A 19,564-nucleotide genomic window follows, 5' to 3' on the forward strand; every position below is an offset into this window, starting at 1 on the left:
CTCAGGCCTCCCGCGCCGCGGAGGTCGCCACGGTGTGCAGCGTCGGCAGTGGCACAACGATTTGGCCGCCCCATTCGGCGATATAGCCCAATTGCCCCGTAAGTTCGTCTTCAAGATTCCAGGGCAACAACACAACGAAATCCGGGCGGTCCTTGGCGATCATCGCCGGGTCGTAAACGGGGATACGCGTCCCAGGCGTGAACATGCCCTGCTTGTAGGGATTCTTGTCCACCGTGTACTCCAGAAGATCACTGCGGATTCCGCAATAGTTGAGCAGTGTGTTGCCCTTGCCCGGCGCGCCGTAGCCCACCACCCGTTGCCCCCTTTTCTTGCAGTCCAACAGGAACCGCAGAAGTTCCTCGCGGATGGCTTCGGTTCGTGGACCCAGCCCGAGATATCCGTCCACGTGGTGAAGGCCCGCCGCCTCCTCCTCGCGGAGCACCTCACGCAGCCGACGGCTCGGTCTTCCGGCAACTGCATCGGGGCGAGCCCAGAGTCGGATCGACCCGCCGTGGGTCGGCAGGAGTTCCACGTCGACAACGGTCAGCCCACCACTCGCCAGCGCTCGAATCGCGGACAGCACGGTGTAGTACTGGAAGTGCTCGTGGTAGACGGTGTCGAATTGACCCAAGGTAACGAGATTGAGCGCGTGATGGACCTCGACGCTCAGCCATCCATCGTCGGCCAGCAACCGCCGCAGGGACGCGGTGAACCCGCGCAGATCGGGGATGTGTGCGTACACGTTGTTCGCCACAACCAGGTCGGCCGGACGGTGGTCCCTGCGGACACTGTCCGCGGTGTCCTGATCGAGGAATGCGGTCATTGTCGGCACACCGCGCGCACGCGCCGCCTCTCCGACATTGACTGACGGCTCGATGCCCAGACAGGGAACGCCGGCCGCCAGGATGTGCTGCAGCAGATAGCCGTCGTTACTGGCCACTTCGATGACGAAGGAGTCTTCGTTCAAACCGAGTGTGGGCAGAGTCTCGTTGACGAACACTTCCGCGTGATTTACCCAGCTGTCGGAATACGAGGAGAAATATGCGTATTCGGTGAAATTGTCCTCCGGCGTGATCAGGGCTGGGATCTGCAACAAGAGGCAGTCTTCGCACAACCGCAGGTGTAGCGGGTACGTCATCTCCGGCAGATCGAGTTCGTCTGAACTCAGGAATTTCTGGCACGGCGGAGTCGCACCGAGGTCTACAACGCTGGTCAATCGCGACGACTCGCACAGCCGACAATTCATCTATTGCTCCATTCCTAGTTCCGACCCGGTGGCTCGGCTCAGTACGCACCCGACCCGCGACACACGACGCCCAAGGTCTTGGCGGCTATGACGAGATCGCTCACCATGGACCAGTTCTCTACATAGGACAGATCCAGTCGAATGGAGTCCTCCCAGGAGAGATCCGACCGACCGCTGATCTGCCACAGGCCGGTGATGCCGGGCGGTACGAGCAGCCTGCGACGCATCTCATCGTCATAGGTCGACACCTCGCTACGCAGCGGTGGACGCGGTCCAACGACACTCATTTCGCGGCGAAGGACGTTGAGAAACTGTGGTAACTCATCAATGCTGTAGCGGCGCAGGAACTTCCCGACTCTAGTTACCCGGGGATCCGACCGAATCTTGAATAGGACCCCATTTCCTTCGTCCAGGTGTGTCATCCCAGCACGCATTTGGTCAGCCCCCACAGCCATCGTCCGGAACTTGATCATTTGGAACGGTTTGCCGTCCAAACCAATTCGCTCAGCGGAGTAGAAAACGGGACCCCGATCGTCCAATTTGATCGCCAGAGCGACCAGTACCAATAGCGGTGCCGAGAGCAGCACCGCTGCCGCGGAGAAACACACGTCAAACAGCCGCTTCCTGAAGTGTTTCGCTCCGTCGTACTGTGGCTTGCCTATATGAATGAGGGGCAGGCTCCCAACCGGTCGGATCATCAGACGGGGGCCCGCTATGTCAATGATTCCCGGTGCGATCACCAGATCGGTATCGAGCTTCTCCAGTTGCCATGAGAGAGAACGGATTTGGCTGGAAGAGAGATAGCCGGAGGTGACAGCCACCATATCGGCACCCGACGCCACCACGGAACTCATTAAGTCTTCGCCGCACTCGTACGCCGGCACATCACCGGTGCCGTCGACAAGCGCATCGTCACCCTGAGTAGCACCGGGTACGGCGACCCCGACCACTGTGTACCCCTGCTCGGAATTCCGCCTCAACTCTTTGATGAGCGCCCGGGCCGAGTCGGAGCTACCGACCGCCAGAACGGCCCTCCTGAATCCCTCTTTACGGCGGCGCCTATTCATCACACGTCGGCCGAACCAGCGACCAACCGTGAGACCGGCAACTCCCAACGGCAGCGCCAGGAGCAGGTAGCCCCGGGCTATTTCGAGTTTGAAGGCAGCTGATAGGACCGCGACGCTTCCGAACAGCACCAGAGTCGCAGCACACACTCGTTGGTACTCCTCGATGCCATGGCCAAGAATTCGGGGCTCGTGACTGCGGTACATGGCCAGGGCGCCCATCCACAGCAGCCCGATTACGGCTGAGACGATCAAGTAGTCGACCGGTTGTCCGGCCAGAGTGGCGCCGGCGACCTGCCCGAAGCGCAGTGCCTGAGCTGTCGTCAGCGACCCCGCGATCACGACAGCGTCGCTCCACCGCAGCAGACGGCGATAATCACGCTGCCAGGCTCGAAAGCCTCCGCGCGCACATGTCTCCGATTCCGAGCCGCTCTTCGCGCACAACGGTTGGGGTTCCTGACGAAAGCCGATGGCCTCCCTCGAAACAAACTCCGCCGTGTTCACAAGCCCGCCCCGAATCCGACCGCCGGGAGACGGTCACTAAATTCAGCCTCTAACGCTGAGCAAGTCGAGGTAAATGGGCCGTCAGGACAGTTTCGCTTCTGAATCCCGGTCTAGTTCGGGAGGCCATTGCGCAGCTTGAAACGGGGAGGTATCTTCGGCCCCCCCAGCGGCGTCAACGATGCTCAGCGGGATGGTGATTGCGGCACGTACGGGCCGATCTAACGATAAGGATTTTCTTCGTGTTCCCCGCCATCAAAAACCTCGTGGTAGAGCAACGAGTGCACCTGCTCGACCTGCGGAATGTCGTTGAACTCCAATGGGTCCTGCGATGCGGACTCGATCACGAGAGTGCCGCTTCGCACCATCCGGTCGACGATGCCGTGGCGGAATTCCACGCTGTTGATCCGCGCCAGCGGGATGTCGATACCGGCCCGGGTGAGCACACCGTGCCGGTACATCACCCGACGGTCGGTGATCACGAAATGCGTTGTCTTCCAGACCAGGAAGGGCCGCAGCGTCAGCCAGAAGGCCAACAGCAGCCAGAGCGCGCCGATCACGACGGCGATCACCTGCCGGGTCCGCGGATCCCAATCGGTGCGACTGACCACCGCGGCGGCGAACGACGCGGCCGCCGTGCACACCAGCAACGCCAACACCGGCCCGATCAGCCGCTTCCAATGCGGGTGCCGATGCAACACCACCTGCTCGTCGGCGGCCAATGAACCCTCGGGATAGCCCATGGTGTGGTGTCATACCACAATGGGCGACAGACCTTTGTACGACGCCTACCAGCGTTTCCTGGCAAATCCCGGTACGCCGTTCTGCACCCCCGGCCATAAATACAACCCGGAGTTGATCGACGAGTTCCTCGCACTCGACGTCCCGCACTATCTCGGCGTGGAGAACCGACGGGTGTCGACCCGTCGGCTCGCGACGGCCGAACGACTGGCCGGACAGTTGTGGGGCGCGGACTGGTGCGGCTTCTCGGTGCAAGGTTCTACGCACGGCAACGAGTCGATCTGCCTGTCGCTGGGTAAGCCCGGCGACAAGGTCATCGTTGCCCGCACGATTCACAAGTCGGTGTTCTTCGGCCTCGTGCTGGCCGGCCTGATCCCGGTCTGGGTCCGTCCCGACATCGACGAGCAGACCGGGCTGACCGCGGGCATGCCGGTCGACCGGGTCCGCGATGCCCTGCGGGTCCACCCCGACGCGAAGGCCGTCATGCTGGTCGAACCCAGCTATGTCGGCGGCGTCTCGGATGTGGCCGCCCATGCCGAACTTGCCCACTCCCACGGGATTCCGCTCGCGGTCGACGCCGCCTGGGGCGCCCATCTGGGTTTCCACCCCGACCTGCCGCCGCACGCCATCGGAGCGGGCGCGGACATCATGGTGACCAGCATCCACAAACAGGTCACCGGATTCACCCAGTCGTCCATGGTGCTGGCCCAGGGCGAGCGGATCGACCTGGAACGACTCGAGGCGGCCTTCGAGGGCCTGCACACCACCAGCCCCTCGGGGGCGATCTTCGCCAGCATCGACCTGACCCGCGAACTGCTCGCCGACCGCGGCGAGGAACTGCTCGGCCAGGCCATCCGGCTGTCCCACCAGGCCCGGGATCGGTTCCGCCAGGTGCCCGGCCTGGGAGTCGTCGGCCTGGAGATCGCCGAGCGGTCACCGGCGCTGCTGATGCACGATCCCACCAAGATCGTGCTGTCGCTGGCCGGGACGGGGGCCGACGGGCAGGTCGTGGCCGACGCCCTCGAGCAGCGCGGGCTGCAGTTGGAGTTCGCCGACCGCGACACGTTCTGTCCGGTCATCACGATGGCCGACACCGAAGAGACGGTGGACTTCCTGGTCACCGAAATCATCAGCGCCATCGAGGAGCACCGCGGCGAACCGCGTGCCTTGATCCCGATCACCGCATGGACCCTGCAACCGGACACCGCGATGAGCCCCCGCGACGCGTTCTTCGCCGACCATGAGCGGGTTCCGGCCAAAACAGCGGTCGGCCGGATCGCCGCCGAAACCGCCGCGCCGTACCCGCCGGGCGTTCCCGCGTTGGCGCCCGGAGAGCGGATCCGCGCGACAACGTTGGCGGCGCTGCAGGCCGAAGCCAAAAGCGGCACCCGGATCGCCTATTGCGGGGACCCGATGCTGGAAACGGTGCTCGTCGTCCGCGAGTGATCCAGCGTCCCCGCGTTCAGACAGTTCAGCAGGACCCGCCCGTCTGATCCGGGTGACCCCGGCCGCCTCTGCCAATCAGGAAAATTTGACGGCGAAGTAACACGCAGTGGTGCGAAATGTCCGGCCTATCGGGCACCGAGTATCTGTCGCTTCCACGTCGTGTCACTCCGTTCCGTGGCCGGCGGCTACCATCGTCACCCATGGCGAGCGTTACCGAACCGGACATCCACACGACAGCCGGCAAGCTGGCCGATCTGCGTAAGCGGGCCGAGGAGACGCTGCATCCGGCCGGGGAGGCGGCCGTCGAGAGAACTCACGCCAAGGGCAAGCTCACCGCCCGCGAGCGGATCCTGGCCCTGCTCGACGAGGACTCCTTCGTCGAACTCGACGCACTGGCCCGCCACCGCGCGACCACCTTCAACCTTCAGGAGAACCGGCCGGTCGGCGACGGCGTGGTCACCGGCTACGGCACCATCGACGGCCGCGAAGTCTGCGTCTTCAGCCAGGACGCCATGGTGTTCGGCGGCAGCCTCGGCGAGGTGTACGGCGAGAAGATCGTCAAGGTCCAGGAACTGGCCATCAAGACCGGCCGGCCGCTGATCGGCATCAATGACGGCGCCGGCGCCCGCATTCAGGAGGGCGTGGTCTCCCTCGGCCTCTACAGCCGGATCTTCCACAACAACATCAAGGCATCCGGGGTGATCCCGCAGATCTCGCTGATCATGGGTGCGGCCGCCGGCGGGCACGTCTACTCCCCCGCGCTGACCGACTTCATCATCATGGTCGACCAGACCAGCCAGATGTTCATCACCGGACCCGACGTCATCAAGACCGTCACCGGCGAGGACGTCACCATGGAGGAACTCGGCGGGGCGCACACCCACATGGGCAAGTCCGGCACCGCGCACTACGTCGCCTCCGGGGAGCAGGACGCCTTCGACTACGTCCGCGACCTGCTGAGCTTCCTGCCGCCGAACAACTACGCCGAGCCACCGCGTTTCCCGGCCCCGCCGCACCCCGGCGCCATCGAGGACAACCTCACCGAGGAGGACCTCGAACTCGACACCCTCATCCCGGATTCGCCGAACCAGCCCTACGACATGCACGAGGTGATCACCCGGATCCTCGACGACGACGAGTTCCTGGAGATCCAGGCCGGCTACGCGGGCAACATCCTGGTCGGCTTCGGCCGGGTCGACGGCCGGCCGGTGGGAATCGTCGCCAACCAGCCCACCCAGTTCGCCGGTTGCCTGGACATCAACGCCTCGGAGAAGGCGGCGCGGTTCATCCGGACCTGCGACTGCTTCAACATCCCGATCATCATGCTGGTGGACGTCCCGGGCTTCCTGCCCGGCACCGAGCAGGAGTTCAACGGCATCATCCGCCGCGGCGCCAAACTGCTCTACGCCTACGGCGAGGCGACCGTCGCCAAGATCACCGTCATCACCCGCAAGGCCTACGGCGGCGCCTACTGCGTGATGGGCTCCAAGGACATGGGCTGCGACGTCAACCTCGCCTGGCCCACCGCGCAGATCGCGGTGATGGGCGCCTCCGGCGCGGTCGGGTTCGTCTACCGCAAGCAACTGACCGAAGCCGCCAGGAACGGGGAGGACATCGAGGCGCTGCGCCTGGAGTTGCAGCGGGACTACGAGGACACCCTGGTCAACCCCTACGTCGCCGCCGAGCGCGGGTTCGTCGACGCGGTGATCCCGCCGTCGCACACCCGCGGCCACATCGCCGCCGCGTTGCGGCTGCTGGAACGCAAGATCGTCCAGACCCCGCCGAAGAAGCACGGGAACATTCCGCTGTGAGCACGCGAACGATGCGACCCCAGTGAGCCCGCGAACGATGCGACCCCAGTGAGCCCGCGAACGATGCGACCCCAGTGAGCCCGCGAACGATGCGACCCCAGTGAGCACGCGAACGATCGGACCCCAGTGAGACACGAGGACATCACCGAAGTCAGCGACCCCCATCAGCTGACCATCGACGAACCCGGGCACGGCATCCCCGAGATCCGGGTCGTCAAGGGCCGCCCCACCGACGAGGAACTGGCCGCGCTCGTCACCGTGTTGGCCGCGGCCTCCGGCGGCGCCCGCGCGCCCGGGGCGCAGGAGCTGAATCTGTGGGGCCACCCGGTCGACAAACTGCGTTACCCGGTCACCAGTTGGCAGCGGGTCACCCTGCTGGAGCGGACCCACGTCCGTAGATGATCGGCAGCCGGTGACCCGGGTCGTGCTGGGTTCGGCCTCAACCGGCCGGTTGCGGGTACTGCGCAGCGCCGGGATCGACCCACTCGTCGCGGTGTCCGGTGTCGACGAGGACGCCGTCATCGAGCGTCTCGGCGGTCACGCCGACCCGGCGACAGTGGTCAACGCACTGGCCGAGGCCAAAGCCGACGCCGTTCAACGCGGATTGGACGGCCCGGCCGCCGCGGACTGCGTGGTGATCGGATGCGACTCGATGCTCTACGTCGACGGCCGGTTGTGCGGCAAGCCCGGCACCCCGGCGGAAGCCCGCCGGCGATGGCAGGCGATGGCCGGCCGGGAAGGCCGGCTGTTCACCGGGCACTGCGTGCTGCGGGTGCGGGACGGCCGGGTGGCCGCCCGCGCGACGGCCGCCGAGGTCACCACGGTCCGATTCGGCGTCCCCACCGCCACCGAACTGGACGCCTACATCGCCTCCGGCGAGCCCCTCGGCGTGGCAGGGGCGTTCACCCTCGACGGGCTGGGCGGCTGGTTCATCGACGGCGTCGACGGCGACCCGTCCAACGTCGTCGGCCTGGGCCTGGCCGTCACCCGCCGGCTTCTCGAGACGGTCGGGCTGGCAATCGGCGAGCTTTGGCAGACGAACAGGCCCGGTTCGCCGGTAGTCTTTTGACGTGGCGTTGCCCCCCGACCCCAGCCCCGTCCTGCAGGAGTACGCGCACCCCGAGCGCCTGGTCACCGGAGACTGGCTCTCCGAACACCTCGGCGCCCCCGGACTGGCGGTGGTCGAGTCCGACGAGGACGTACTTCTCTACGACGTCGGGCACATCCCCGGCGCGGTCAAGGTCGACTGGCACACCGACCTCAACGACCCGCATGTGCGCGACTACATCGACGGTGAGCAGTTCGCCGAACTGATGAACCGCAAGGGCATCTCGCGGGATGACACCGTGGTGATCTACGGCGACAAGAGCAACTGGTGGGCGGCCTACGCGCTGTGGGTGTTCACCCTGTTCGGCCATCCGGACGTCCGGTTGCTCAACGGCGGGCGCGACCTGTGGCTCGCGGAGGGCCGCGACACCGTGCTGAAGGTGCCGGAGCGGACCGGGACCGGTTATCCGGTCGTCGAGCGCGACGACGCCCCCATTCGCGCCTACCGCGAGGATGTGCTCGGCGCGCTGAGAACTCCCCCGGGCACGGCCACGCTGATCGACGTGCGTTCCCCGCAGGAGTACACCGGCGAGCGCACCCACATGCCGGACTACCCGGAGGAGGGCGCGCTGCGCGGCGGGCACATCCCGACGGCGGTGTCGGTGCCGTGGGCCAGGGCCGCCGACGAGTCCGGCCGGTTCCGCAGGCGAGCAGAGCTCGAAGAGGTCTACTCCTTCGTCAAGCCCGGGGCGAACACCATCGCCTACTGCCGGATCGGCGAACGGTCCAGCCACACCTGGTTCGTGCTCACCCATCTGCTCGGCATAGACGGAGTGCGCAACTACGACGGGTCATGGACGGAGTGGGGCAACACCGTTCGCGTGCCGGTGGCGGTCGGGGAAGAACCCGGGTCGGCACCCGGGTCGGAATGAGCATGCCGGCCCCGCTGGCCGAGGTTGTGTCGGACTTCGGCGAGGTCAGCGGCCAGGACAAGCTGGCGCTGCTGTTGGAGTTCGCCAACGAGTTACCACCACTGCCGGCCGACCTCGAGGAGGCGGCGATGGAGCCGGTGCCGGAGTGCCAGTCCCCGTTGTTCCTTCACGTCGACGCCGGCGACCGCGGCCAGGTGCGGCTGTACTTCAGCGCGCCGGCCGAGGCACCGACCACCCGCGGGTTCGCCTCGATCCTTGCCGCCGGCCTGGACGGCCAGTCCGCCGACGCAATCCTCGCGGTGCCCGACGACTTCTATACCGAACTGGGCCTGGCCAAGCTGATCAGCCCGCTGCGGCTGCGGGGCATGTCGGCGATGCTCGCCCGGATCAAGCGCCGACTGCGAGCGGAGTAACCGACGCGGCCGCGGTGATGATCCGGTCGACGGCCGACACCACCTCCTCGCGAGACAACTCGTTCCAATCCGGTGCGCGCCGGGCCAACTTCCGGTCGACGCGCGCGAGCACACCGGCGTCGGCGATCGCCTGGGTGCGGAACACCGCCGCGGCGACGACTCGCAACTCCACCTCGCCGGCGGCGAACACCGCGGCCAGCTCGGGCAGCCGGTCGAGCAACTGCAGCCCGCAGCGCATCTGGGCGGACGCCCGCCCGCGACTGATGCCGAGTTCAGCACCGATCCGGGCGGCCGCGGCGTCACGCCGGGCGGGGCCCATCAGCCGGTAGAGCCTGCCGGCGGCCAGTACCCGCCGGGCCGCGGCGACCCGTTCGGTGCGTTGCGCTTCGGCCATGACTGCCCTCAATTCCAACCCATTCAATGTATCGAACATGCGTGCGAGTATAGAACAGGGGTGCGACAAAAGACCCCCACTTCTTCCCTCCCCGTGTCGCCCGCATCGCGAGGGCTCTAGACTGCGTGCGAACCGTATTTCTAAAGCCGGTTCTTAAAGTCGACAGCGGAGTCCGAGCAGGAGGCACGCGTGCCCAGTCAGACCATTTCCAAGGTCCTCGTCGCCAATCGCGGTGAGATCGCGGTCCGGGTGATCCGCGCGGCCAAGGACGCCGGTCTGGCCAGCGTCGCGGTGTACGCCGAACCGGATGCCGACGCCCCGCACGTCGGCCTGGCCGACGAGGCCTTCGCCCTGGGCGGGCAGACCTCGGCTGAGTCCTACCTCGACTTCGGCAAGATCCTCGACGCCGCCGCGAAGTCCGGCGCCGACGCGATCCACCCCGGATACGGATTCCTCTCCGAGAACGCCGATTTCGCCCAGGCGGTCATCGACGCCGGGCTGATCTGGATCGGCCCCAGCCCGCAGGCCATCCGTGACCTGGGCGACAAGGTCACCGCCCGCCACATCGCCGCACGCGCCAACGCGCCACTCGTTCCGGGCACCCCCGATCCGGTGAAGAACGCCGACGAGGTGGTGGCCTTCGCCCGTGAATACGGCGTGCCGATCGCCATCAAGGCCGCCTTCGGCGGCGGCGGCCGCGGGATGAAGGTGGCCCGCAGCATCGAGGAGATCCCCGAACTGTTCGAGTCGGCGACCCGCGAGGCGGTCGCCGCGTTCGGCCGCGGCGAGTGCTTCGTGGAGCGCTACCTGGACAAGCCGCGCCACGTCGAGGCCCAGGTGATCGCCGATCAGCACGGCAACGTCATCGTGGCCGGCACCCGGGACTGCTCACTCCAGCGCCGTTTCCAGAAACTGGTGGAAGAAGCGCCGGCCCCTTTCCTCACCGATGCGCAGCGCAAGGAGATCCACGAGTCGGCCAAGCGGATCTGCAAGGAGGCCGGCTACTACGGCGCCGGGACCGTGGAGTACCTGGTCGGCCAGGACGGCCTCATCTCCTTCCTGGAGGTCAACACCCGCCTGCAGGTGGAGCATCCGGTCACCGAGGAGACCTCCGGCATCGATCTGGTGCTCGAGCAGTTCCGCATCGCCAACGGCGAGAAGCTCGATCTCACCGAAGACCCTGCGCCACGCGGACATTCGATCGAGTTCCGGATCAACGGCGAGGACGCCGGCCGCGGGTTCCTGCCCGCGCCCGGCCCGGTCAACCGCTACGACACCCCCAGCGGCCCGGGCGTGCGACTGGACTCCGGCGTGGAGGCCGGCTCGGTGATCGGCGGGCAGTTCGACTCGATGCTGGCCAAGCTCATCGTCACCGGCGCCAGCCGGCGGCAGGCCATCGAGCGCGCCCGCCGCGCCCTCGACGAGTTCCACGTCGAAGGTCTGGCGACCGTGATCCCGTTCCACCGCGCGGTGCTGCGCGACCCCGCCTTCGTCGGCGATGACACCGGCTTCACCGTGCACACCCGCTGGATCGAGACCGAGTGGGACAACACCGTGGAGCCGTTCACCGGCGGCGGCGCGGTCGACGCGGAGGAGGCCCAGCCCCGCCAGACCGTCGTCATCGAGGTGGGCGGACGCCGCCTCGAGGTGTCGCTGCCCGGCGACCTCGCACTCGGCAACGGCGGCGGGGAGCCAGGCGTCGTCCGCAAGAAGCCCAAGCCGCGCAAGCGAGGCGCCCAGGCCGGCGCCGCCGCGTCCGGTGACGCGGTCACCGCGCCCATGCAGGGTACCGTCGTGAAGGTCGCGGTCGAGGAGGGCCAGACGGTCACCGTCGGGGAACTGGTGGTGGTGCTGGAGGCCATGAAGATGGAGAACCCGGTGAACGCCCACAAGGACGGTGTGATCACCGGCCTGGCGGTAGTGGCCGGGGCCGCCATCACCCAGGGCACCGTTCTGGCGGAGATCAAGTAGCGCTCCGCGGAACCAAGTGACCCCACCCGACATCAACGCCGGCGTCTGGTATCTGCGCGGGCGCCCGGACGGGGGGTGGGATGTCTGCGAGCCGACGACGGGCGAGGTTGTGGCGGAGGTGGTCGCCGATCCAGACACCCGGCAGGTGTCGGCGCGCGGCGAAGTCGGTGCGGCGGCCGCCGGCGCCGAAGCGGTCGGAAGGTTTCTACTGCAACTGGTCGCGGAGTCGGGCCAGCGACCTGGCCAGTAGCCGGGAGACGTGCATCTGGGAGATCCCCACCCGCTCGGCGATCTGGGTCTGGGTCAGTGACTCGAAGAAGCGCAGCAGCAGCACCGTGCGCTCGCGCTCCGGCAGGGCGGTCAGCAGCGGACGCAGGGCCTCCCGGTTCTCGATCCGGTCGAGACTGAGGTCGGGGTCGCCGAGGGTGTCCACGATGGCCGGCACGTCCTCCCCGCTGCCGCCGCTGTCGATCGACAGGGTGTTGTACGAGCTGCCCGCGACCAGGCCCTCGACCACCTCCTCGCGGTCCATGCCGAGTTCTGCGGCCAGTTCGGAGGCGGTCGGCGCCCGGCCCAGCTTCTGGGACAGCTCCGAGGTGGCCGCACCCAGCCGCAGGTGAAGTTCCTTGAGCCGGCGCGGCACTTTGACCGACCAACTGTTGTCCCGGAAGTGGCGCCGGACCTCGCCCATGATGGTCGGGACCGCGAAGGAGACGAAGTCCGAGCCGGTGTCGACGTCGTATCGGATCACCGCGTTCACCAGCCCGACCCGGGCCACCTGGACCAGGTCGTCCCGCGCCTCGCCGCGGCCGTCGAACCGTCGGGCGATGTGGTCGGCCAGCGGCAGGCAACGTTCGACGATGCGGTTCCGGTGCCGACGGAACTCCGGGGAGTCCGGCTGGAGTTTCGCAAGCTGCCGGAACAAGTCGGGAACGTCGGCGTACTCGGTGTTCGATCGCGACGGTTGACCGTCGGGGTCGCGCGCCGCCCGGAAGGTCACTGCGAAAAGCCCGCGCGCCTCATGGTCAGGGTTATCCCGAATACGCCGCCGTCGGGGCCGCTCCCGTGACCGTTGTAGAACGTCCGCATCTCGTCGGTCAGCGAGCTGAGCACATGCCAACTGAAGCTGCCCTCCGTCACGACGTCGCCGGTGCCGCAAGTGGTCGACGCCTCCACCACCACCACGTCCTCGTACGGGTCGACGATCACCACCAGCGTGGCGCCCGGGGTGGCGGAGCGGATCAGCCTGGTGCAGGCCTCGTCGACCGCCAGTCGCAGGTCTGCCACCGCGTCGAAGTCCAGATCGGCGAATGTTCCGACGGCACCGACCGCCGTGCGCAACACCGCGAGATTCTCGAGCATCGCCGCGACCCTCAGTTCAACGGCGGAGGAACTCCTACGCTCCCCGCCGCGACGGCGTCCGCCGTACGTCATCCGACCTCCCGCCGTTTCCCCCGACCATGGTCCCAAGCCGAGGATGTCATCCATGGTGTCGCAACGCCGCGCAGGTTCGCGTACGAACCGACGGTTGGGTGGCCAGGCACGGGTAGTCACGATGATGGCTAGTACCCGGAGTCGGACCTTCCTTAAACATCCGCGCGGTAATTTTCTTCGCGACAGCCGAAACCGGTTGCCGTTCAGCCTGATTTGAGGGCGGTGCCGGACTTGGCCGCCGGCGCCGCCAACGAGGCCGGGCTGCTGACCAGCCGTTCGTAGATACGCAGGGTGTCCGCGGCGACCCGGTCCCAGGAGTAGCGGGCACAGGCCCGGTCCCGGCCGGCCAGTCCGAGGCTGCGCCGAAGGAACGAGTCCCGAAGGATCGTGGTCACCGCCTCGGCGCATTCCCGGGGCCGCTGTGGTGTGACCAGGCGGCCGGTCACATCGTGCACCACGGTGTCGAGCATGCCGCCCACGGCGGAGGCGACGACGGGCACACCGCAGCCCATCGCCTCCAGAGGCACGATGCCGAACGGTTCGTACCACGGTGTGCAGGCCACCACGTCGGCCGAGCGAAGCAGGGCGGGCATGTCCCGGCGGGCCACCGAACCGGTGAACGTCACCCGATCCGCCACGCCCAGTATGGCTGCCAGGGACCGCAGCCGCCGCACCTCCGGATCGTCGTCAAGGCGTCCGTCGGCGGGCCCGCCGACGATGACCAACTCCGCGTCCGCTATCAGGGGCATCGCCTCGATCATGGTGTCGAATCCCTTGCGCGGCACCATTCTCCCGACCGAGACGATCCGATGGGGCGCACCCCGTTCGGCGACCGGGCCCTCGGGGGTGAAGCTGTCCAGATCAACTCCGCACGGCACCAACGAGATCCGGGTCCGCGAACGGCCCATCCGGGTCAGCTCGAAGACCTCGGCGGTGCAGGTGGCCGCCACCCAGGACGCGTTGCGGGCGACGAGCCGTTCGAGTTTCGGCCGGGCGCTCGGACTGGTGTCCCGCTCACCCTGGTGCCGCTTCTTGACCACGCCGAGGGCGTGGAAGGTCTGCACCGTCGGCACCCCGCAGGTCCGGGCGGCCAGGTGAGTGGCGATACCGGACATCCAGAAGTGGGCATGGGCGACGTCGGGACGGCGGGTTCGCCACTTCTCCGCAAGGTAACTGGCGAACTCCCCCATGTGCTCGAGCAGTTCGTCCTTGGGCAGCGGCTCGGGCGGACCGGCGGGAACGTGAACCACCATGCAGCCCTCCGATGTTCGGACTCGTTCCGGTGTCTTCGGGTCGTCGCGTCTGGTGTAGACCGTCACCTCGTGGCCCCGGCGGGCCAGGGCCGCCGAGAGTTCGGCGACGTGGACGTTCTGGCCGCCGGCATCCACCCCGCCGACCGAGGCCAGCGGGCTCGCGTGCTCGGACACCATCGCGATCTTCATTTCCTCCCCCTCCACCGATTCCCCGGCACTGAGCGACGGCAGCGGCCGCCGGATATTGACATGGGCGTTGACTTACCCGGCGGCCGCCGGACTAAACACTTCGCCGGCCGTCCCCGCGGCAACGTGCGCGGGTATGTTGGCGGTGATGACCAGTTTCGACTCCGGCCCCGATCGGGTTCCGGGATTTCCCGACGAAGTGCCGGTGGCCGACGCCGTCGAACGGAGCCTCCCGGTCGAGGGGGCCGACGAGGAGGAGGCCACCGGCCCCGACGAGCCGCCGTTGGAGACCAACGAATCCGACTGGCAGGAGCAGCGCGTGATCGTCGAAGACTTCGACGAGGACGAATTCCGTTAGAGGTTTAGCTCCATCGCCCGCCCGGGTACACCACGGTGCATGCGGGCCCGCTACGACGACGCGCGATCCTTCCGGCCGAGCCGGTCGTGCGCGTATGAGGGCTGGACCGTCGCGGAATTGAAGAAGCGGGCACGGCAGCTTGGCATTTCGGGTTACTCCGGCCTGAACAAGGAGGAGTTGATCGCCCTCATCCGCAGCTACTGAGCAGCTACCGGGGCAGCTACCGGGGCAGCTACTGAACGGCCGCCGGCGAGGGTTTGCCCACCGGCCTGGCAGGCTGGGGGGGTGAGCTCACTGGACCGGTTCTCGCCGCTGACCCGGCGGTGGTTCCGCGGCACCTTTGCCGCGCCCACCCCGGCCCAGGACTCGGCGTGGGAATCAATCGCCGACGGTGACCACACCCTGGTGGTCGCGCCGACCGGATCGGGCAAGACGCTGGCCGCGTTCCTGTGGGCCATCGACCGCCTCGTGCAGGAGGCCGGATCCGGCGAGCCGGGCACCCGGGTGCTCTACATCTCCCCGCTCAAGGCGCTGGCCATCGACGTCGAACGAAACCTGCGCACCCCGCTGGCCGGGATCTCCCGCATCGCCGAGCAGTCCGGCCGGCCGGCCCCGCGGATCGGCGTCGGTGTGCGCTCCGGCGACACCACGCCCGCGGCCCGCCGGCAACTGCTCACCAGCCCGCCCGACATCCTCATCACCACGCCGGAGTCGCTGTTCCTGATGCTCACCTCGGCCGCGCGGGACACCCTGTCCGGTGTGCGGACGGTGATCGTCGACGAGGTGCACGCGGTGGCGGGCACCAAACGCGGTGCGCACCTGGCACTTTCACTGGAGCGCCTGGATGACCTGCTGCCCCGGCCCGCCCAGCGGATCGGCCTGTCGGCCACCGTGCGGCCGCCCGAGGAGGTGGCCCGGTTCCTGACCGGCGGCCGGCCCGCGAAGGTGGTCGACCCGCCGGCGGCCAAGACCTTCGACCTGGCGGTGCAGGTGCCGGTGCCCGATATGGCCAACCTGGAGAACAACACCATCTGGCCGGATGTCGAGGCCCGCATCGTCGACCTGATCGAGGCCCACAACTCCACCATCGTGTTCGCCAACTCGCGCCGGCTGGCCGAGCGGATCACCGCCCGGATCAACGAGATTCACGCGCAGCGGTCCGGGATCGAACTGCCCACCCCGCCGGCCCAGATCATGGCCGGCAACCAGATCCAGGGGGCCGAACCGCTGCTGGCGAGGGCCCACCACGGGTCGGTGTCCAAGGAGGCGCGGGCCGCGGTCGAGGACGATCTGAAATCCGGGCGGCTGCGCGCCGTCGTCGCGACCTCCAGCCTGGAACTGGGCATCGACATGGGTTCGGTGGACCTGGTGATCCAGGTGGCGGCCCCGCCCTCGGTGGCCAGCGGCCTACAGCGGGTCGGCCGGGCCGGTCACCAGGTCGGCGAGATCTCCCGCGGGGTGCTGCTGCCAAAGCATCGCACCGAGCTGATCGGCTGCGCGGTGAGTGTGCAGCGGATGCTCACCGGCGCCATCGAGACGCTGCGGGTCCCGGCCAACCCGCTGGACGTGCTGGCCCAGCACACGGTGGCCGCCTGCGCTCTGGAACCGATCAACGCCGACGTCTGGTTCGACACCGTGCGCCGCAGCGCCCCGTTCGCCACGCTGCCGCGCAGCGCCTTCGAGGCCACCCTGGACCTGCTCAGCGGCAAGTACCCGTCCACCGAGTTCGCCGAACTGCGGCCCAGGCTGGTCTACGATCGGGACAGCGGCACCCTGACCGGGCGACCGGGCGCACAGCGGCTGGCGGTGACCTCCGGCGGGGCCATCCCCGACCGCGGCCTGTTCACCGTGTTCCTGGCCAGTGAGAGCGAAAAACCCTCCCGGGTGGGCGAACTCGACGAGGAGATGGTCTACGAGTCCCGGCCGGGCGATGTCATCTCCCTGGGCGCGACCAGTTGGCGGATCACCGAGATCACCCACGACCGGGTGCTGGTCATCCCCGCGCCGGGCCAGCCCGCCCGGCTGCCGTTCTGGCGTGGCGACGACGCCGGGCGGCCCGCCGAACTCGGTGCGGCGATCGGCCGGGTCACCGGCGAACTGGCCGGCTCGACCCGCGCGGAGTTCGACGAACGCTGCACGGACTACGGTTTGGACGCTTTCGCCGCCGACAATCTGTGGCGGCTGCTCGACGATCAGCGCACCGCCACCAACGCGGTGCCCAGCGACACCACCTTGCTGGTCGAGCGGTTCCGCGACGAACTGGGCGACTGGCGGGTGATCCTGCACTCCCCCTACGGTCTGAGAGTGCACGGCCCGCTGGCCCTCGCGGTGAGCCGGCGACTGCTGGAGCGTTACGGTATCGACGAGAAACCCACCGCCGGCGACGACGGCATCGTGGTGCGGCTGCCCGACACCGACGAATCACCCCCCGGCGCCGAACTTTTCGTCTTCGAGCCCGATGAGATCGAGCCACTGGTCACCTCGGAGGTGGGCGGTTCGGCGCTGTTCGCCGCCCGGTTCCGGGAGTGCGCCGCGCGGGCGCTGCTGCTGCCCCGGCGCCATCCGGGGAAGCGTTCCCCGCTGTGGCACCAACGCCGGCGCGCCGCCCAGTTACTCGACGTGGCAAGGAAATACCCGGACTTCCCCGTCGTGCTGGAGACCGTGCGGGAGTGCCTGCAGGACGTCTACGACGTGCCCGCACTCACGGGCCTGATGGCGCGGATCGCCCAACGCCGGGTCCGGGTGCTCGAGGTCGAGACCCCCACCCCTTCGCCGTTCGCCGCCTCGCTGCTGTTCGGCTACGTCGGGGCGTTCATGTACGAGGGCGACAGCCCGTTGGCCGAACGGCGGGCCGCGGCCCTGTCGCTGGACACCGCGCTGTTGGCCGAACTGCTGGGCCGGGTGGAACTGCGCGAACTGCTCGACCCCGAGGTGATGGCGGCCACCGAGCGCCAGCTGCAGCATCTGGCAGAGGACCGCCGCGCCCGCGACGCCGAGAGGGTGGCGGACCTGCTGCGCCTGCTGGGCCCGCTCACCGAGGAGGAGATCGCCTCGCGCGCAACGGCTTCCGACATCCGGCCCTGGCTGGACGGACTGCAGGCCGCCAGACGGGCGTTGCGGGTGTCCTACGCCGAGCGCTCCTGGTGGGTGGCCGTCGAGGACATCGGGCGGTTGCGTGACGCCGTCGGGGTCGCGGTCCCGGTCGGCGTGCCGGCGGATTTCACCGAGGTGACGACCGACCCGCTGGGCGAACTTCTCGGCCGCTACGCCCGCACCCGCGGCCCGTTCAGCACCGCCGACGCCGCCGCCCGGTTCGGCCTGGGGCTCCGGGTGGCCGGCGACGCCCTGGGCCGAATGGCGTTGGACGGCAGGGTGGTCCGCGGTGACTTCAGCGCCGTTCCCGATGACACGAGTGGCCAGTGGTGCGATGCGGAGGTGCTGCGCATCCTGCGACGGCGGTCACTGGCCGCTCTGCGCGCCCAGGTCGAACCGGTCAGCACGCAGGCCTACGCCCGCTTCCTGCCCGCCTGGCAGCAGATCGGCGCCGCCTCCGGTGTGGACGGGCTGGCCTCGGTGATCGAACAACTCGCCGGTGCGCCGGTCCCGGCGTCGGCGGTCGAACCGCTGATCTTCGCGCCGCGGGTGCGCGACTACCAACCCGCCATGCTCGACGAACTGCTGGCCTCCGGGGAGGTGGTCTGGTCCGGTGCCGGCGCCATCTCCGGCAGCGACGGCTGGGTGGCGTTCCACACCGCCGACACCGCGCCCCTGACGCTTGCCGAACCTGCCGCCGTGGAACTCGGCGACGCCCACCGCGCCGTCCTCGAAGTCCTCGGCGAGCCCGGCGACTCCCGGGGGGCGTTCTTCTTCCGGCAGTTCGCGGGCCCCGAAGGACGCGAGGACGCCGTCAAAGCCGCTCTGTGGGAACTGATCTGGGCGGGCTGGGTCAGCGGGGACACCTTCGCCCCGGTGCGCGCCCTGCTCACCGGCGGGCGCCGGCCCGGCACCCGTCGTCCCTCCGCCGCCGCGCACCGGCACCGGCGCGCACCCCGGCTGAGCCGCTACTCGGTGGCGCACGCCCAGGCCCGGCCGTCGGATCCGACGGTGGCCGGCCGCTGGTCTGCGCTGCCGGCCCGGGAGCCCGACTCCACGCTGCGGGCGCACTTCACCGCGGAGTTGCTGATGAACCGCTACGGGGTGCTGACCCGGCGCGGTGCGCCCGATGGCCTGCCGGGCGGCTTCGCGTCGCTCTACAAGGTGCTCACCACGCTGGAGGAGGCCGGCAGGTGTCAGCGCGGCTATTTCGTCGAGTCCCTCGGCGGCGCGCAGTTCGCGCTGGCCTCGACGGTGGACCGGTTGCGCGGCTACGCCGACACCGTCGACCGGGACCTGCCGGAGTATCGGGCGGTGGTCCTGGCCGCCGCCGACCCGGCCAATCCCTACGGCGCCGCGCTGCCCTGGCCGGCCCTGGACGGCGGGCACCGTCCCGGCCGCAAAGCCGGCGCGTTGGTCATCCTGGTCGACGGCGCGCTGGTCTGGTACCTGGAGCGCGGCGGGCGCTCGCTGCTGAACTTCGCCCTCGACGCCGGGGCCCAGCGGACGGCGGCGGCGGCCCTGGCCGACATGGTGGGCGGCGGACGCATCGGGGGCATCGTGGTGGAGAGGATCGACGGCGCGCCGGTCCTGGAAGCCGGGCAGACCGACACCGCCGCGGCCCTGCTGGCCGCGGGCTTCGCGCGGACGCCGCGCGGGATGCGGATGCGCTGA

The 19,564-nt window shown here is 68.6% G+C and carries 18 protein-coding genes; 11 read left to right on the top strand and 7 right to left on the bottom strand.

Annotated elements, in window-relative coordinates; translation table 11 throughout:
• Position 1 precedes the first annotated feature (1 nt).
• The 3 genes from ADBZ5U_RS00380 to ADBZ5U_RS00390 form a co-directional block, all read right to left on the bottom strand.
• Positions 2-1,246: a class I SAM-dependent DNA methyltransferase gene (locus tag ADBZ5U_RS00380; RefSeq protein WP_526261189.1), complete on the bottom strand. Its 1,245-nt coding sequence runs from the start codon at positions 1,244-1,246 to the stop codon at positions 2-4.
• Positions 1,247-1,284: 38 nt separating this feature from the next.
• Positions 1,285-2,814, bottom strand: coding sequence for a sugar transferase (locus ADBZ5U_RS00385; protein WP_526261191.1), 1,530 nt, complete (start codon positions 2,812-2,814; stop codon positions 1,285-1,287).
• 218 nt (positions 2,815-3,032) lie between these two features.
• The gene (locus ADBZ5U_RS00390; RefSeq protein ID WP_526261193.1) at positions 3,033-3,554 is read right to left on the bottom strand and encodes a PH domain-containing protein; all 522 of its coding nucleotides are present in this window, start codon (positions 3,552-3,554) and stop codon (positions 3,033-3,035) included.
• 19 nt (positions 3,555-3,573) lie between these two features.
• Between ADBZ5U_RS00390 and ADBZ5U_RS00395 the strand changes: the two genes are divergently transcribed.
• From ADBZ5U_RS00395 to ADBZ5U_RS00420, 6 genes are all read left to right on the top strand, one after another.
• Positions 3,574-4,998, top strand: a complete 1,425-nt coding sequence (locus ADBZ5U_RS00395) for an aminotransferase class I/II-fold pyridoxal phosphate-dependent enzyme (protein WP_526261195.1) — start codon at positions 3,574-3,576, stop codon at positions 4,996-4,998.
• A 200-nt stretch (positions 4,999-5,198) separates the two neighbouring features.
• Entirely contained in the window at positions 5,199-6,809 is a 1,611-nt protein-coding gene (locus tag ADBZ5U_RS00400) for an acyl-CoA carboxylase subunit beta (protein ID WP_526261197.1), read from the top strand.
• Between the two features lie 126 nt (positions 6,810-6,935).
• Positions 6,936-7,211: an acyl-CoA carboxylase epsilon subunit gene (locus ADBZ5U_RS00405; protein WP_526261199.1), complete on the top strand. Its 276-nt coding sequence runs from the start codon at positions 6,936-6,938 to the stop codon at positions 7,209-7,211.
• Positions 7,212-7,221: 10 nt separating this feature from the next.
• Positions 7,222-7,878, top strand: a complete 657-nt coding sequence (locus tag ADBZ5U_RS00410) for a Maf family protein (RefSeq protein ID WP_526261201.1) — start codon at positions 7,222-7,224, stop codon at positions 7,876-7,878.
• Between the two features lies 1 nt (position 7,879).
• Positions 7,880-8,788, top strand: a complete 909-nt coding sequence (locus ADBZ5U_RS00415) for a sulfurtransferase (protein ID WP_526261203.1) — start codon at positions 7,880-7,882, stop codon at positions 8,786-8,788.
• Complete coding sequence (locus ADBZ5U_RS00420) at positions 8,785-9,201, top strand: SufE family protein (RefSeq protein ID WP_526261205.1); 417 nt, start codon at positions 8,785-8,787, stop codon at positions 9,199-9,201. Before ADBZ5U_RS00415 ends, ADBZ5U_RS00420 begins: the two co-directional genes overlap by 4 nt.
• On the opposite strand, the gene ADBZ5U_RS00425 is transcribed toward ADBZ5U_RS00420, so the two are convergent.
• Positions 9,176-9,613, bottom strand: a complete 438-nt coding sequence (locus ADBZ5U_RS00425; RefSeq protein ID WP_526261207.1) for a DUF222 domain-containing protein — start codon at positions 9,611-9,613, stop codon at positions 9,176-9,178. The genes ADBZ5U_RS00420 and ADBZ5U_RS00425 overlap by 26 nt on opposite strands.
• A 171-nt stretch (positions 9,614-9,784) precedes the next feature.
• Between ADBZ5U_RS00425 and ADBZ5U_RS00430 the strand changes: the two genes are divergently transcribed.
• Both ADBZ5U_RS00430 and ADBZ5U_RS00435 read left to right on the top strand, forming a co-directional pair.
• Positions 9,785-11,566, top strand: a complete 1,782-nt coding sequence (locus ADBZ5U_RS00430; protein ID WP_526261209.1) for an acetyl/propionyl/methylcrotonyl-CoA carboxylase subunit alpha — start codon at positions 9,785-9,787, stop codon at positions 11,564-11,566.
• Positions 11,567-11,582: 16 nt separating this feature from the next.
• Positions 11,583-11,816: a hypothetical protein gene (locus ADBZ5U_RS00435; protein WP_526261211.1), complete on the top strand. Its 234-nt coding sequence runs from the start codon at positions 11,583-11,585 to the stop codon at positions 11,814-11,816.
• On the opposite strand, the gene ADBZ5U_RS00440 is transcribed toward ADBZ5U_RS00435, so the two are convergent.
• The 3 genes from ADBZ5U_RS00440 to ADBZ5U_RS00450 form a co-directional block, all read right to left on the bottom strand.
• On the bottom strand, positions 11,772-12,566 hold the full coding sequence (locus tag ADBZ5U_RS00440) for an RNA polymerase sigma factor SigF (RefSeq protein ID WP_526261213.1): 795 nt from the start codon (positions 12,564-12,566) through the stop codon (positions 11,772-11,774). The genes ADBZ5U_RS00435 and ADBZ5U_RS00440 overlap by 45 nt on opposite strands.
• Positions 12,563-13,000, bottom strand: a complete 438-nt coding sequence (locus ADBZ5U_RS00445; RefSeq protein WP_526261215.1) for an ATP-binding protein — start codon at positions 12,998-13,000, stop codon at positions 12,563-12,565. Before ADBZ5U_RS00445 ends, ADBZ5U_RS00440 begins: the two co-directional genes overlap by 4 nt.
• Positions 13,001-13,203: 203 nt before the next feature.
• Positions 13,204-14,442: a glycosyltransferase gene (locus ADBZ5U_RS00450; protein ID WP_526261217.1), complete on the bottom strand. Its 1,239-nt coding sequence runs from the start codon at positions 14,440-14,442 to the stop codon at positions 13,204-13,206.
• Between the two features lie 145 nt (positions 14,443-14,587).
• Between ADBZ5U_RS00450 and ADBZ5U_RS00455 the strand changes: the two genes are divergently transcribed.
• The 3 genes from ADBZ5U_RS00455 to ADBZ5U_RS00465 all read left to right on the top strand — a co-directional run bounded on the left by ADBZ5U_RS00455 (position 14,588) and on the right by ADBZ5U_RS00465 (position 19,564).
• Positions 14,588-14,797 (top strand): hypothetical protein, encoded by a 210-nt coding sequence (locus tag ADBZ5U_RS00455; protein WP_526261219.1) that lies wholly within the window; start codon positions 14,588-14,590, stop codon positions 14,795-14,797.
• A gap of 39 nt (positions 14,798-14,836) precedes the next feature.
• The gene (locus ADBZ5U_RS00460) at positions 14,837-15,001 is read left to right on the top strand and encodes a Rho termination factor N-terminal domain-containing protein (protein ID WP_526261221.1); all 165 of its coding nucleotides are present in this window, start codon (positions 14,837-14,839) and stop codon (positions 14,999-15,001) included.
• Positions 15,002-15,082: 81 nt separating this feature from the next.
• A complete protein-coding gene (locus ADBZ5U_RS00465) occupies positions 15,083-19,564 on the top strand; it encodes an ATP-dependent helicase (protein ID WP_526261223.1) in 4,482 nt (1,493 codons plus the stop codon).

Origin of the sequence: Mycobacterium sp. (assembly GCF_040398885.1) — a bacterium.
In the GTDB taxonomy this organism is placed as follows: Bacteria; Actinomycetota; Actinomycetes; order Mycobacteriales; family Mycobacteriaceae; genus Mycobacterium.